10 protein-coding genes are annotated in these 15,819 nt (G+C 44.0%); 5 read left to right on the top strand and 5 right to left on the bottom strand.

All coding sequences use genetic code 11. The features are described from left to right. Nucleotides 1-288: 288 nt before the first annotated feature. A complete protein-coding gene (locus W293_RS0110260; RefSeq protein ID WP_025652341.1) occupies nt 289-945 on the bottom strand; it encodes an OmpA family protein in 657 nt (218 codons plus the stop codon). A 402-nt stretch (nt 946-1,347) separates the two neighbouring features. On the opposite strand from W293_RS0110260, the gene W293_RS0110255 reads away from it, so the two are divergent. The 5 genes from W293_RS0110255 (at nt 1,348) to minE (ending at nt 6,405) form a co-directional block, all read left to right on the top strand. Next, nucleotides 1,348-2,304, top strand: coding sequence for an acyltransferase (locus W293_RS0110255; RefSeq protein WP_025652340.1), 957 nt, complete (start codon nt 1,348-1,350; stop codon nt 2,302-2,304). A 447-nt stretch (nt 2,305-2,751) separates the two neighbouring features. Continuing rightward, nucleotides 2,752-3,870 carry a hypothetical protein gene (locus W293_RS0110250; RefSeq protein ID WP_025652339.1) on the top strand — a complete coding sequence of 373 codons (1,119 nt, stop codon included), beginning with the start codon at nt 2,752-2,754 and terminating at the stop codon, nt 3,868-3,870. 127 nt (nt 3,871-3,997) lie between these two features. Beyond that, a complete protein-coding gene (gene minC, locus W293_RS0110245) occupies nt 3,998-4,840 on the top strand; it encodes a septum site-determining protein MinC (protein ID WP_025652338.1) in 843 nt (280 codons plus the stop codon). Nucleotides 4,841-5,299: 459 nt separating this feature from the next. Further along, nucleotides 5,300-6,112, top strand: a complete 813-nt coding sequence (gene minD / locus W293_RS0110240; protein WP_010201589.1) for a septum site-determining protein MinD — start codon at nt 5,300-5,302, stop codon at nt 6,110-6,112. A 2-nt stretch (nt 6,113-6,114) separates the two neighbouring features. After that, nucleotides 6,115-6,405, top strand: a complete 291-nt coding sequence (minE, locus tag W293_RS0110235) for a cell division topological specificity factor MinE (RefSeq protein WP_025652337.1) — start codon at nt 6,115-6,117, stop codon at nt 6,403-6,405. A gap of 122 nt (nt 6,406-6,527) precedes the next feature. On the opposite strand, the gene W293_RS0110230 is transcribed toward minE, so the two are convergent. The 4 genes from W293_RS0110230 to W293_RS0110215 are packed head-to-tail and all read right to left on the bottom strand — an operon-like array spanning nt 6,528 to nt 15,800. Then, nucleotides 6,528-7,136: a cytochrome b gene (locus W293_RS0110230; RefSeq protein WP_319802577.1), complete on the bottom strand. Its 609-nt coding sequence runs from the start codon at nt 7,134-7,136 to the stop codon at nt 6,528-6,530. 51 nt (nt 7,137-7,187) lie between these two features. Beyond that, complete coding sequence (locus W293_RS0110225; protein WP_025652335.1) at nt 7,188-7,769, bottom strand: hypothetical protein; 582 nt, start codon at nt 7,767-7,769, stop codon at nt 7,188-7,190. A 17-nt stretch (nt 7,770-7,786) separates the two neighbouring features. After that, nucleotides 7,787-8,788 carry a chemotaxis protein CheB gene (locus W293_RS16360; RefSeq protein WP_037025376.1) on the bottom strand — a complete coding sequence of 334 codons (1,002 nt, stop codon included), beginning with the start codon at nt 8,786-8,788 and terminating at the stop codon, nt 7,787-7,789. Beyond that, the gene (locus W293_RS0110215; RefSeq protein WP_025652334.1) at nt 8,778-15,800 is read right to left on the bottom strand and encodes an Hpt domain-containing protein; all 7,023 of its coding nucleotides are present in this window, start codon (nt 15,798-15,800) and stop codon (nt 8,778-8,780) included. Before W293_RS0110215 ends, W293_RS16360 begins: the two co-directional genes overlap by 11 nt. Between the last annotated feature and the right edge of the window lie 19 nt (nt 15,801-15,819).

The following is a 15,819-nucleotide window of genomic DNA, read 5'->3' as shown; positions in this document are numbered from 1 at the left end:
GTAAATACAGTAAATAACGAATGTCCAGAATAATAATTACTGTCAAATCTGCCAAACGGTATCATTAATATTACTGAAATATTATTGCTAGAATATTCAAATATTTGCGAATTATAATGTTATTGATAACTATTATCAAACATAATTTGCCGTTTTGGTCTAGTCGGTACTCTTGATAATTTAGTGGCGCAAATTTTAAGCACAAAAAAGGCCAGCATATTGCTGACCCTTTTTAACAGTGTTCTTAATGTAAATAGATACTAATATAAATAGCTACTAAGTAATGGCTTAGTTTACGCTCTGTGGCGAGTTAATCGTTAGCTCAACACGGCGGTTTTGTTGACGACCATAATCAGTGTTGTTATCCGCTACTGGGCGTGATTCGCCATAAGCAACAACATTAACACGGTTAGAAGCCACACCGCGAGCTGTCAGATAGTTAGCTACTGAGTAAGCACGATCACGTGATAGACCCATGTTGTATGATGCTGAACCTTTGCTATCAGTGTGACCTGCGATGTTAACAGTGGTCTTATTATACTGATTCATCGTCGATGCTAGCTTATCAAGGGTTGGCTTGAAAGATGAGCTCAATGTAGCATCATCAAATGAGAAGGTAATGCTACCTGGCATAACCAAGTCAATGTTACCAGTCGTAGGGTTTTGTTCAACCGTGACGCCTGTACCAGCCATTTGTTGTTCAAGCTGCTTAGCTTGACGCTCCATGTAGTAACCAACGCCTGCACCCAATGCTGCACCAATAGCAGCATCACGACCAGTTTTGTCGCCGCCCGTTGCTTTTGAGATAGTCGCGCCACCTAAAGCACCCGCTAGTGTACCAACAGCCGTTTTATTCAAACGTTGCTGTCCAGTGTTTGGATCTGTTGTACAACCACTCAATGCTAGACCAGATGCGACTGCGGCAATCATTAATGTATTACGCATAATATTTCCTCTTAAGTTTAAAAAAATGGTTAAATTGTACTTTTTATAGAAGATTATTCATTAATCTTATTTAGGTGCTTATTTACACTCGTCATTATTATGGCAATTACCATCTATTCATGTGTAATATTTTGTCACATCTATGTATGAGAAGTGCAGAAGGCTTGCCAGTTTTTTTCTAACGCTAGCGATGTCTGCCATGACTAGTCACGTTTACAGTCGTACACTATCATTAATTTCTGCTAAAATCATGCAATAAAGTTGACCCTAAAGTAGCGCTAATAAAAGCTATAAGCATATAGCACGCGTTCAACCTTAACAAAACGCCAAAAACTTCGACGATAGCGACTCCAGAAATGGAGCATTTATATATTAATAATATCGATAGAAAAGGGATTAAACATGCGCCTGACCTCTACTATTCAAAAAATACATCAACGCGCGCCTAAATTGGGCAAAGCGGTCTCGCTGACCACCGCAGCCAGTGTCATCGCAGCCAATAGCTTTGGTTATAGTATTCCCTTATGGCTAATGGGTGCGACCAAAATAATTACTGGCGCCCCTATTGCGGATAAAACCGTGATAAAAATTGCTGCCCACTGGATTAGTAGTAATAATGCTTTAATCGATAATATGTTGCCACGCAAAGATTGGCGTATCAATTTGCCCAATGATGTTCATATGGATGGCAAATATCTACTGGTTAGCAATCATCAGTCGTGGGTCGATACCAGTATCGTGCAATACATTGGTGAAAAGCGCCTGCCCCTCACCCGATTTTTTACCAAGTTTGAGCTGATTTATATCCCAATCGTTGGCCAAGCTTTTTATTTTTTAGACTTCCCGATGATGCGCCGCCATTCTAAAGAAAAGGTTGCCAAAAACCCTGCCCTAAAAGGCAAAGACATCGAAGAAGCCAAACGTGCTTGTGCGCTCTTAAAAGACAAGCCATTTACCTTATTGAACTATCTAGAAGGCACGCGCTTTACCCAAGAAAAACACGCCAAACAAGGCTCACCTTATACGCATTTACTGAAACCGCGTGCAGGTGGTTTGGCGCTCGCAGTCAATGCACTAGGAGATGATATCGACGGTATTTTGGACATGACCATCGTTTATCCTGATGGCGTGCCAACCTATGGTGATTTGTGGAAAGGCAATATTAAGCGCTTGGGCGTTGATGTTCGACACATTAAGATACCTGATGAATTGTTTGCTGGTATCAAAAATGGTGGCTACGAAGAAGATGAGTCAATCAAGGCGAAGATGTTTGATTGGGTTGAGCAGATATGGCGTCAAAAAGATGACCTTATTACGACGATGCTGGCTGACTTTGCAGACAATCCGCAGAGCAAATAGGCTAAAGATAACTTATTTTTTCAGTAAACCTTCAAACCACAATGGTGCCATACTTTTTACGCTGCTATTTAAATACTAAAGACTGGCTATGGCGTGTCCTCATTTTGAAAATAGTGATAAAAATAAGATAAATGGCAGCTGAACAGAGAAAATAGTACGGATAATATCGAGAGATTAGCAAGCTACTTGACGAAGTTTGGCAAATATTTAGCCATTTTTAGCGCATTTACTGCTTAAGGTTCAGATTGAGAACACACCCTAATATCAAGGTTACTCAATTTGTATAAAATACCAAATTATAATGGTTGATGGGTTGTTTTTTGATGCCATTCATTGATAATGTGAATAGTCATTAAAACGCTCGCTTATTTAGTAATCATGTCCTCACTAGCAGTGCCTACTGATGACATGATTTCTTATGCCATTTCTTACTAATAAGGTATGACTGTGCCCGCCTCTCCCACTAAAAGCTCGCCGATAGCAGCAATGCCAAATGAGTCATCGAACTTAGCAAACAGTCAGTCTCCGAGCACTCATTCCTCGATCGAGCAGCCGCCACGATTAAATCGTCCCAAGCCAAGTCGCTTTAAGCTGACGTATGACATCTTGATGATTGTTGCTATTAATATTGATCTTTTATTGATCAGTATCGATGCCATCTTGATGAGTGGTTTTAGTAGTAATGTCGCAGGATGGCTGGCATTGAGTGATGCGCTCAACTGGTATCAGAACACCTTGCACGATCCATTGCGTACGGCGGGTGGCTTTTTTACCATATTTTTAATCGTAGAACTGTTGGTACGTTGGGCGATTGCCGTTAAGCAAAAAGCTTATTATCGCTGGTTCTTTTTTCCCTTTGTCCATTGGTATGAAGTGTTAGGCTGTTTTCCACAGCTACGCGCGCTACGGTTATTTCGGGTGGTGGTCATCGGCCGCCGGCTATATCAGCTTGGCTATCAAGTACTGCCGCAGTCATGGATTGCTCGTATCAAGTTCTATATTGAGCTGTTATTAGAAGAGTTGTCAGATCGGGTAATTTTGACGACCATCGACAACTTTCGTCAGCAACTTACCAACCCTGAAACGCACAAGTCCTTTATCGAATCAACGATTGCGCGCAATCGCCATGAGATTGAAGCCGCCCTGTTGTCGCTACTACGCACAGAACTGGCGCCAAAACTACAAGCGCTGACCGCCTCGCCGGGAGGTAGCAATATGATAGCCGGTGCGATGGGCGAAGCGATTAAGGAAGGTTTGGCCAATACGCCTGAGTTGCGTCGCTACTTGCGCATGATACCAATCGCCGGCGGCTTGATTGAGTCACAATTGCAGCATGTCGGACACAATATCGGTGAAAACGTAGTCATTGCTCTAAACGAGCGGCTACTCGATGCAGAACGCCTCGATGCATTGATGGTCGCTATTGCCAGCGGCGTGGCGCAAATCGATACCAATAACACAGCGCTGGATACTTTAATTTCGAGTATCATTGAGGACAGTTTGACAGAGTTTGAGGCACAGGTAAAAGTACAGCAATGGAAGCACCAAGATATGCTTAACTTATAAAATCTTGCTAAAAATAGCTGACAAATAGCTAGTACCTGATAGATAACCAGCACCTAATAAATAACCACTAAATAATAATAAATATAGTACGCATGCAGCAATACGACATTTTTTGAGGATCAATCTTATGACGGTTTCAGACAACGACAGCAGCGCACAAGCCCCGAGTAGCATCCCTGCTCTCGCCTTTTATGGCAAGATGCTCACCTTTTCGCGTTTGCAGTTCAGTACCAATGATTTGAGCGCTATCGAATCTCAGCTTGCCGAAACGCTCAGCAACAAATCCAGCAATATCCCTATCCTTATCGATAGCGAGGTCGAACAAGACCTGTCAGCATTGGTAGAGCTATTATGGTCATGGGGCGTACAACCTATCGGTGTCGTAACAGGTGTATTAGATGCCCAAGCGCGAGAACAACGATTGGCAATCTTCCCTGCTGATGGCAAACGTATCGAGCGTATTTTACCCAGCAAAAAAGCCACTGCTCAGGTCAGTAAAGCATCAGAAGCCAAAAGTACAGAGTCAACCAGCACGAATGACGTAGCCGCAGCGTCTGAACCCGCACTTGAGACAGCGACCGAGACGACTCTCTCTAATATTCCAGCAGAGACTTTAGTCAGCGCTGAGCATATTACCAGCCTCATCTATGATCAAATGCTGCGCTCAGGACAAAGCCTTAACCATGTCGGTGGGGATTTGATTTTGACCAACAGTGTCAATAGTGGCGCTGAAGCCATTACCGACAACAGCTTGCATGTTTATGGCCGCGCCCAAGGCCGTTTGGTCGCAGGAGCCACGGGTGATAAAGATGCTCGTATTTTTTGTCAGGTCTTTAACCCCTCCTTGGTATCGGTCGCCGGCACTTACTGCCTACGAGACAACTTACCCGAACACGTGATCGACAAGCCCGTACAAGTACGCTTTATAGAGGGTCAAGGCTTGGTCTTTACCGTGATGGATGAGGCTTAGACGCCTAGTGGTATATTGCTGCTTATGTATAAATGCCCAAGAAAATCTCTGTAGTGGCTATCTATAGTAGCTACCTTCTGTAATAACTATAGATAGTCAATACTTAGATGGTCACTACTTAGATGGTCACTACTTGATAGTCATAATGCGTTTAGGGCTAGGCGACTCGTTTAATATTGTAGTAAGTTTATTTAACAAAACTGCCCTATCCTAATCTGCTGTCTCTGCCACTATTTACTATGTTTGCGAGCGCTGACAGCCAGTAGCAGCAGTACTTAACACAGATATTGGCTGTTTTTGAGCTTTAGTGCAGACTTGCTATAAATTTTTGTTTATATATGCTAGGCTTACGCTCGCAGGTAGCGCATATATTGCATGTGAATAATAAGTATGCAAAGCATAAGTAAATGCGCTATTTTATTTAATAGATATCCCATTGATTCATAGGAGTGTGCCATTGTGGCGAAGATTGTTGTAATCACTTCAGGTAAAGGCGGTGTGGGCAAAACCACCACGAGTGCCTCTTTTGCTGCCGGTTTGGCGTTGCGTGGCTATAAGACGGTTGTTATCGATTTTGATGTAGGTCTACGTAACCTAGACTTGATCATGGGCTGTGAAAATCGAATTGTTTATGACTTTGTAGACGTCATCAGCGGTAACGCTCGCTTATCACAAGCACTGGTCAAAGATAAGCAGCTTGAAAACTTATATATCCTGCCTGCCAGTCAGACGCGTGATAAAGATGCACTGACCGACGAAGGGGTGTCCGAAGTAATGGCTGAGCTGTCTAAGCAGTTCGACTATATCATTTGTGATTCGCCTGCTGGCATCGAGCGCGGTGCTCAGTTAGCGATGTATCATGCTGATGAAGCGATCATCGTGACCAACCCTGAGATCTCCTCAGTACGTGACTCGGATCGTATCATCGGTATTTTACAAAGCCGCACCAAAAAAATCGAAGAGAACCAAGGCTCTATCCGTGAGCATTTGGTTATCACTCGCTATAATGCCGAACGTGCAGCAGCGAATGAGATGATGGACATCGATACCATCTCTAACGATATCTTAAAAGTACCCCTACTTGGCGTTATTCCTGAAAGCCATTCAGTGCTTGAAGCATCTAACCACGGTGAGCCGGTGATCCATTATACCGATTCTATCGCTGGTCAATGTTATGATGACATTGTCGCCCGTTTCTTAGGCGAAGAGCGTCCATTACGTCATATTGATGTGAAGAAAAAGAGTCTATTACAGCGCTGGTTTGGGGGTTAATGATGAGTAAGAAAAAAGGATTTTGGAGTAGTTTGTTCGGTACTGATGACGGCAACACTGTCGGTAGCGCCAACCTAGCCACTGAGCGTCTCAAGGTTATCGTTGCGAGTGAAAATCGCTTAAACAACCGCTTAACGGCGGATCGTATCGAAAAAATGAAACGTGAAATATTAGAAGTGGTGAATAAGTACGTCAATGGCGTGCAAATTGATGATGTGAACATCAATCATCGTTCTGAAGACAGCTTAGATGTGCTAGAGATGAATATCAATTTGCCTGAGCATAAGAAGTAATCTGCCCAAAAGCATATGAAACAAGCCCGCGTTAAGTCTTAAGTTAAAAATACTTCATCTAAAAAGCCCTCAGTACGATACTGAGGGCTTTTTTGTGGATGTATATTTTTCTAACTCATTGGTTATTTCATGCGAGCTATCAGATTGTCTTTTTTGACGAATTGATGATAAAAAGCCGCGCCAATATGTAGCACAGTAAAAGCAATAATCATGGGCCAAATAATATCGGTATGTAAGTCATTATAAAAACGCGCTAAACCCCTATCTGGCGTGACAAAGATAGGAATCTGAAATAAGCCAAATATGTCTACTGGTCGACCACCATAGACAGACATCAGCAAGCCAGCTAGTGGCATCGCAATTAACAAAGCATAGAGCGCAAAATGAGACAGCTTTGATATTAACAGCTGCCATTTTGGCATCGGTAACGCTGGAGGTGCTTTGGTAAAGATGCGATTAATAACCCGCGCTATCATCCAACATAATAAGCTTATGCCAAACGCCTTATGCAAACCAATATAGAGATTGCTATCAAGATTTTGGTATAACAGGATCATGATCCACGTTACCAGTAATAAAACCGCACTGATCCAGTGAAATAAGCGGCTCGCGACTGACCACTTGGAAACACTTACATTGATATTATTCATAAGCTGCCCTATTACCTCTAACCAATATTTATAGATAAAGACAGCAGCTAACGGCACGACCATCGCGGCTGGGTTAGTCATGACTAGGTTTATAATGAATCGCTATTCACTATCAGCCCCTTACCAAACAAGCTAGCTGTCTAAATCAACCAATTGATGCGCAATTTTATCCAAATCGGGCACCAAGTAAGGAATACTATCAATAATTACGGTTTGAAACAAGTAGGATTGTACAACGTTTTCTTGAAAACGCTCTTTGACATAGTCAATTTCGCCACCGGTCGGGTTTTCACCAGTCGCTTCAACAGTCTTATTATCGCTATTTTTCGCTTTTTTAGCATCGTTATGGCTTAGATTATCAGCGTGATACTGCTCTGGAAGCTCACCATCCTTAACCTCAGAGATACGCACCTGCAGTTGGCGCAGTTCACCAGCTGTCTGTAACGCCATGCGATGGGCCGCCGTATTGCCCTCCAATACGATGATCTTATCTGGCACCTGCTCGCTAGATAGCAAGTGGAATACAACCACTTCTTGTTGTTGCCACAGATAAGTCCAAATATGCTCATCAAGAGCATCCACACTCAGAATCAAACTGCTCGGAATGATCCAGTCAGGCTGGTTGAATGCTGGGACGATAGTGACATCGAGCATACCGTTGTTCGTGGTCAGCAAGCTTACTGCCTCAAACGAATGCTTTAGAATTTCTTTCATAAGTCGCTCACAATAGATTAATACGAAGAGGCAGCCGCCACTCTTTCACCAATATAGTCGGTAAGTTTTTGTGCTAAAGCCACTGGGCTACCAATAAAATCGCAGTATCCAGAATCAATAATTGCCTGTGGTTGGCTGGGACAAGCACTTACCTTTGGATCTTGTGCCCATAACTGACTGTCATTGTCTTGAATTAAGTCCAGATGCTGAGCCCCATCGTTGCCCATACCTGAAAAAATAATGTTAATCAACTCACTACCATATACATCGCTGGTGTTTTTTAGGATTTGACCGATAGCAGGCTTATAATCACCATCCCATGCTTTATCAAGCAATATAATCCGACCAGTAGAATCACAGACAATTTGCTTGTCAATAGGAGCAATTAAACACTGACCTGACTGCAAACGTTGTGACGAGGTAATCACCTGACAGCGCCAGTCATTATGGCGATTAAGTATACGTGGCAGCGTACCAATCATGGTCTGATTGAAATGATGCGCCAATAAGATACAAATAGGTAGCGTGGGTGACAAATTATCTAAGAATTCTTTGACAGCGCTAGGGCCACCCATAGACGCCCCCAAGAACACCACGTAACGCCAATCGCTGGTATCACTCTGGTAAGCTTGGGTATCCACCAATGCTGGTAGAGACAACATCTGCGCAAGTTTACGCTTTAGTTTGCGTTGCCATTTAGCATACTGCTGCGCCTCATTTAGATAAGGCGCTTGACTAAAACCCACCAACACTCCAATCGATTGAGACACAGTAGTAGCCGTGGCAACGCCGTCATCATAATTACTGTCTATTAGCCAGATATCAATAGGTGCTTCATAAAGTTCAAACTTGGTATTCAGCTGCGCCCGTGTCACACAATCAACCAAGATAAAACCACAACTGCGTACGGTATCCGAAAAGGCCATGCGCTGGTGATGGTCTTCTGCGACCACCAGCACCTTGATATCATTTTGGTTTTTTTCTTTGAGCGCTAATAGAGCAGGTACATTATCCTTCATGAGTCAAGCTGACCTCTTCACCCAATAGCGTTTGGATTTTATTGAGTAGCTCGTTTTCTTGGAAGGGTTTACCCATATAATCGTTCACCCCAATTTCCAGAGCACGCTCGCGATGCTTTTCACCAGTACGTGAGGTAATCATGATAATTGGGATATGCTGCAAGCGTTTATTATGACGTATTTGAATGGCCACTTCGAAGCCATCCATGCGCGGCATCTCAATGTCCAAGAGGATGAGATCCGGTATCGTTTCTTGTAGTATCTCAATCGCATCGACACCGTCTTTGGCAACGGCAACTTTGTAGCCTTGACGCTCTAAGAAGCGCGACGTGACTTTACGTACCGTGACCGAGTCATCGACGACCATCACAGTCGGCTGAGACTCCAAACGTCTGTGCTTAGAGCCAGTAGACGAGGCAACTTCTTTGAGCACTGGCGCATTACGCATCAAGGCAATCAAATCTAAGATAAGCATGACCGAGCCATCACCCATGATGGTAGCAGCGGAAATACCTGATAGGTTGGAGAATTGTTGCCCTAACGGTTTTACCACGACTTCGATACGCGAGCCAGCTATCTGATCGACCTGCAGGGCAATATTCTGTCCAGTACGGTTTTTAATGATAATCACTGGCAAGCTCGTATTGGTATTGACCACCAATTCATTGAGTTTATTGCCTGATAAAATCTCATTTAAATAACGCACGCGATAATCATTGTCTTCAAAGTTGAGGGTCGCATCATTTGACTGATAGTAGTCATAAAGCTTTTCTGGGTTAATACGTACCACACGCTCAATCTGAACCAATGGTATGGCATAGTAGCGATCTGCTGCCCGCACTACTAGGGCATCCGACACTGCTACTGTGAGTGGTAAACGCATGGTAAAGCGCGATCCTTGACCAAGCTCAGAGACTACAGATACTACGCCACCTAACTGACGAATCTCGCTGATAACGACATCCATGCCAACGCCGCGCCCTGAGATTTGCGTTAATTGCTTACTGGTACTCAAGCCTGCATTAAAAATATACTGCATGATATCAAGATCCGTCAGACTACTATCGTCTGCATCGATAAGACCTTGAGCAATTGCTTTGCTGCGAACCGCTTCGACATCGATACCGCGCCCATCATCGGACAAGTTGATGACAATTTCACTACCTTCACGCAGTACTTCTAAAGTAATGTTACCACTGCGTGCTTTACCAGCTTTTAGACGGTTTGCGCTGTCTTCGATACCATGATCGACAGCGTTACGTAGCATATGCTCAAGCGGCGACGTAATGCGCTCTAGAATGGTTCTATCCATCTCGTCATCGGCATTAATAATCGTTAGATCAACAGACTTGTTAAGCTCATTGGCCGTTTGACGTACGGTACGCTCAAGGCGCGGTGTCAAGCGCGTAAATGGCACCATACGCGAGTTCATCAAGCCATCTTGTAGCTCAGTTTGCGTCCGCGACAGCTGTAATAATAAGCTCTCGCTATCTCGGGTCTTTTCTAACAGTGTATGATTGATATCAATCAAATCTGATGCCGACTCTGTCAGAGACTTTGATAACTGATTCAAAGAGGAGTACTGATCCATCTCTAACGGGTCAAAGCCTTCATGGCTGATCAGCTCATCATCTATCTGCGATAAAATCTGAGCTTCAAGCTCAATCTCCATTCGACGTAACTGATCCGCCAAACGCTGTACCGTGATGCCCATCTCTTCAAGGCTGTTGGTCAAGCTACTCATACCCATGTCAATACGAGCACGGTTAATCGCTGACTCACCAGACAAGTTAATCATATGCTCGATTAGACCACCTGAGATACGAATCATCTCATTGCTACTAGCGCTCTGCTCTTGCCCAGTGAACTTGCCGACCATCGATGGCATCTTACTGATGTCTTTGACCCTACCATCTGAATTTTGCTTTTCCTTGGCGGTCAAGATAGCTTTTCGCTGCCCTTGCAGCGATTCATCAGGTATTTGTTTTAGGCTATCAGGATTTTTACTGAATACTTGTAGCGCCTCTATCAACAATCCAGGTGTTGGCGGGTTGACCCGCTCTTTTAGAATAAACAGAGCATCTGCTAACCAATCATGACAAGCCACCAGTAACTCTTGGACTTTTTTCGTTGCAGGACGGCGACGACTAGCAAGGTCTTCGTAGACTGCTTCCATTTCGTGTGACAAGTCCGCTATGCCATTTGCTGCGACCATTCTTGCGCCACCTTTAAGGGTATGTAGGTCACGCTGTAGCGCTTGCAAGGCAACGGTATCGCTCACGTTATCTAAGAATAACTGCAAATATTGATTATTATTGGTAAGCGCTGCCGCTTCTTCTAAAAACACTTCTAAGATATCAGGGTCCGGTAAGCCATTGGCCCATGACTGCTTAATCATTCTATCAAGCGTTAATACTTCTGTGGTCTTGACATTACTGTCTGTCGCATCATTAGCAAAAACTTGCGGCTCAGCGTCAGCATGGTTTTTTGGCACCGGTACAATCAGATTGACATTATCTGGTAATGCTTGTGCTTTCTCAAACTGTTGCAGCTGCTCAATAAGTTCAGGTGCAAAAAACGATTGCTGATGCTTGACCATATGCATCACTTGCAACGACAAGGTATCTTGCACGATTTGCATAATCTCAAGCCACTGGGTGGTTGGCTCGCGTCTATGCTCTACAAAGGCTTCGTAAATACTCTCCGCCTCATGAGTCAAGTCTCCAATACTACGGATACCTGCCATGCGCGCACCACCTTTAATGGTATGCAAATGACGCTGCAATACTTTTAGAGTATTGATGTTAGAGATGTCCGCACGCCATTTGTTAAAGCTCTCGGCAAGCGCATCATCGAGCTCTTGCGCTTCTTCTAAAAAGATCTCTAACAATTCAATATCGGTATCGATAGACTCTAGCTGCAACTCAGGGGCAGAGACACTTTGCACGCTAGGCAGATCATCATTATACTCGTCGATAGCCTCATCACTGCTGGCAGTGCCATTAGCAATACGCTGTAAACCTTCAAGCACTTGCTCATCAACTTTTAGTGAGGTACTACCAGCCAAGGCATCGAATAGCCCTACTAGCTGAGCATGTCCAGCCAGTAACGTGGTTTGAATAGCAGCATCAGCTGCTGTTTCAGGATGATCATTTAAGTAAGTATAAGCCGCTGCTAATGCACCAAGAATCGCGCTGAATTTTGGAAACTCTAGCGCTTTGCTAGATAGATAATTTATTTGGGCAAGTTGTTGCTCTATATATGTCTGAACCTGCTCACTATCAGAGTGACTCAGCGCCTCATTTAACTGCCATTCAGCATCGAGCAACTCATCAATATTTTCATCTAATAGCTGATCTATAGTGGGCTTGTTATTCGTAATTTCGCTATGATCGCCGATGGCATACTGCTCACCCAGCATGGCTTGTAATGAGGCAATATCTTGCTGGCTTTGCGACTCTTCTGTCGATATGGTTTGCTGCTGGGCATTCTGTTTGTAATTATTGAGGTAGCCATCCATCAGTGTCACAGACTGGGCTAATGCTTCTAGGTGTTGCGCATTCATAGAAGCATCCTGCTGTTGTAATAGCTCTAAGCTTTGCTCAATCATCGCACTGACTTCGCTAATCGCCGCTAAAGCACTAGAGCCAGACGCGGCTCTTAGGGTATGGAAGGCACGAACAATATCATCACTGACTGCAATGTGAGGCTGGCCTTGATGATCATCAACAAAGGTATTGATATCTTGTAATAGCGCTTCTGCTTCGTCGATAAAAATCTCAAAAAATGCTTTTTCTTCTGCATTTTGATGCGTCAAAATAACGGGTGCTTCTGCCATCATCGCATTAACCGAATGAATTGTCTGCAACATACTATCCATATCTTCAATATCATCATTGCTACTATCATCATGGATACGGTCAATCGTATCATCAGGCTGCACTGCAGAATACTGCTCAGTAGAGCTCAACGCTTGCTTATATAACTCAACATAGCTGAATTCATCGCCTAGTTGCTTACTAAAAGCGTTAGCACAAGTAATCCATAACGGCACCAATGCGGGGTAACCTTGACTGTTATTATTTTCAAAGGCAGTTAGCATGGCGGGATACGCGCCTAGCACATCGGCGATAAGCTGTCTTATATCGGCTGACGCGACGATACTCTTATCCAAAATGCGATTGAGCATGTTTTCTATAGACCATGCCAGCTCGCCACTATAGTTGGCGCCTACCATGCGACCAGAACCTTTTAGCGTATGGAATCCACGACGAATATCCGCCAAATCGCTTAAATCAGTGGGTGACAGCTGCCAATGCTCATATAAAGGCACGATGTCGGCCAGCACTTCATTGGCTTCTTCTATAAAGATTTCTTTAATATCAGGATCAGCATCATTCGCATCCGTTGGTAACTGCTCAGTCTCTTGCATAAAAGGAACGAGTACGGCTGGTAATGCTAAACCAGAAAGAGAGTCTATTGGATTTCTGTCTCCAGCCTCTTTCTGTACAGTTTGAGAATCATTAATCGTATCTGCAGCATCTGCCAACTCAGTAGAGTCAGCAATTGACATGGGCTCACCTAAGTCAAGAGTCTCATCTAATATAGAATCATCTTCGCTGAATACAATGCCTGATGGTGCAGCTATAGAAGTTTCTAAACCCGAGTTAACCGGCTGTCCTGTCATCAAGTTATGACTCTGTAAAATGGTTACCGCAGGATCAAAGCTTGGCGGTTGTTGTGCTGTAAAATCTGTAACCAAGACTGATAATCGCTTAGTGCTCTCTGTCACCAAGTCAACAACATCGTCCGTGACGGGTAATGTCTTATCCAACAGACGATTGAGCAGATCTTCGATGGCCCATGCCATCTCACTGATGCTAAAAGCACCAACCATGCGTCCTGATCCCTTTAAGGTATGAAAACCTCTGCGCACTTCTGTTAATGGCGTTAGATCTTGTGAGTCTTGCTGCCAAATCGGTAAAAAATCTTCTAAGTCCTCGACGACCTCTGTCACCTCTTCGATGAAAATGTCCCGAATGTCTTCATCTATATCAAAAGTGTCAGGTTTCACTTGTTCACGCGCGCGCAGCAAGTCTTCACTATCGCTTGCAGTGTTAAAGTTACCTACTACAGCACTATTCGTTATGAGGTTATCGCTCTCATCTTCTAATACAGTTTCATCGTCTACACTTGCTGTATCAAGGTTTGGCGTATTAGAAGCCTGGATATCAGAAGCTTGGTCATTGACGGCATGCTCAGTAACAGGCGCAATCTCCCCACTATCATCGTAGCGCAGCACATCAGTTGCCACAGGTTTTTGGCTAAGGAAACTGTGCTCAACACTTTCAGGCGCTTGAATATAGTCATTCAGCAGTATGGTAGCATTATCGATATGCTGATTTGCCAGCGCTAATAATGGTTGGTCAAAGACCTGCTGCGCCAGATAGTCTAGCAGCAGCTCTATAGAGGTCAAGCCCTCAGCCAACGCTTGAGTAACATTCCAACTGAGCACATTAACATCATGAGTCGTCAGTTGTACAAATAGGTTGGCTATCGCATCAGTCGCTTCACGGACTGAGGGCAAGCCCATCTCATCAAAAGTGTGGCCGATGTCTGTCAGCTCAGCCGTCTCAGGTAAGAGGGCAATATCTTGACGCTGTATATAGGCGTTAAAGCGCTGTTTTATGTCTTCAACAGCAATGCGCAGTTCACGTAAGTCTTTCGTAGCAGCGCTGCTGTCCGTACTAGCTCCTAACCGCGAGTCAGCGCTATCAGACCTCAAAGTAAAGTCAGCTGCGTCCCCTATTTTGGTAGATATCGTCTGTTCGGTATTATAAATAGCACTATATAGCTCTTGGAGCTGGCGTTCGATCTGCCATTGCTCTTGTGCAAACCCTGTTTCTGAGGAGAGAGCACGTTCGATATCTGCTAGAATAAATGCGACTTGTGACGCATAGAGTGTCCAACCTCGAGCTTCGAGCTGACTATTTATACGCTGTAATGGATTCAATAAAGTTTGCGGCTGATCAAGACTGAATATGAGCGTCTCAAGCTCACTCAATATGCGCGGTAAAAAACGCGAAGCCACAGTCTCACTTTGCGGTAAATTATTGAGAATAGATTGCGTATGCTCGCTACTTTGTGCAAGGCCACTTGACTCAATATAAATACTGGCTATCAAGTCTTTAATAACGCTCGATGCTAGCTTAGTCTGATGACCGCCTGACTCAATCACTTGCTCAAGCTGCGCTAATAATGGCGCATAGTGCTCAGGCAATGGTGTTTTATTGTGGGCAAGATCGTGCAGCCATAACTCGGTTAGATACCATAGACGCTGCACATCACCCTCTTTTGTGCTTTGCCATAAGTACTCACTGACTTTTTGCAAGAGGGCTAGTATAGAGGGCTGATTGCTATTAGCAGCTAACAATGCTTGTACTTGCTGACGCCAAACCAACAATAACTGCTGATATTGCTGAATGTCTAGATGGGCATCTGCCGCCGGGTTTGGTACGATTAATTCAATATCATCGATGACATTTTCAGCGCTAAAATCGCTATTAATCAAATGTTCGTGAGGTGTATTTTTAGTAGTGCTAGATGGCTGTGAAAAAAGATCTGTCGCAATACCTCGTCGTGATAGTGACTGAGTAAGATCAGCAGCGGCTCTATTGATCAAAGCCGTATGATGACTGCCTGTACGCATATACTGCGTCAGCTCACGTTGTAACAGACGATGAGAAAACCGACCACTGCGGCAATCGTCAGTAGTAAAGTCCTCTTGGCGACCAGCACCTGCCAACAGACTTAGCTTAGTCGCTAAGTCTGCCAATAAAGGCAGGTTAACCATAGTTAGAGCGCCACCAACTTGATGGTAGTGCTGTACCATTTGCTCGTAATTAGTGCTATCAGCGCCTAATTGCCAGCCATCAGATACTTGTGATAATTGCTGATTAAAAAGTGGTAGTAGCCACTCGAGCGTCACCATGTCATTGGGCTGGTTTTTCATAGGTTTATCCTAACTCGTC

Source organism: Psychrobacter sp. TB67 (genome assembly GCF_000511065.1).
GTDB lineage: Bacteria > Pseudomonadota > Gammaproteobacteria > Pseudomonadales > Moraxellaceae > Psychrobacter > Psychrobacter okhotskensis.
The sequence above is the reverse complement of the archived record's forward strand: the minus strand, read 5'-3'. Positions and strand labels throughout refer to the sequence as shown.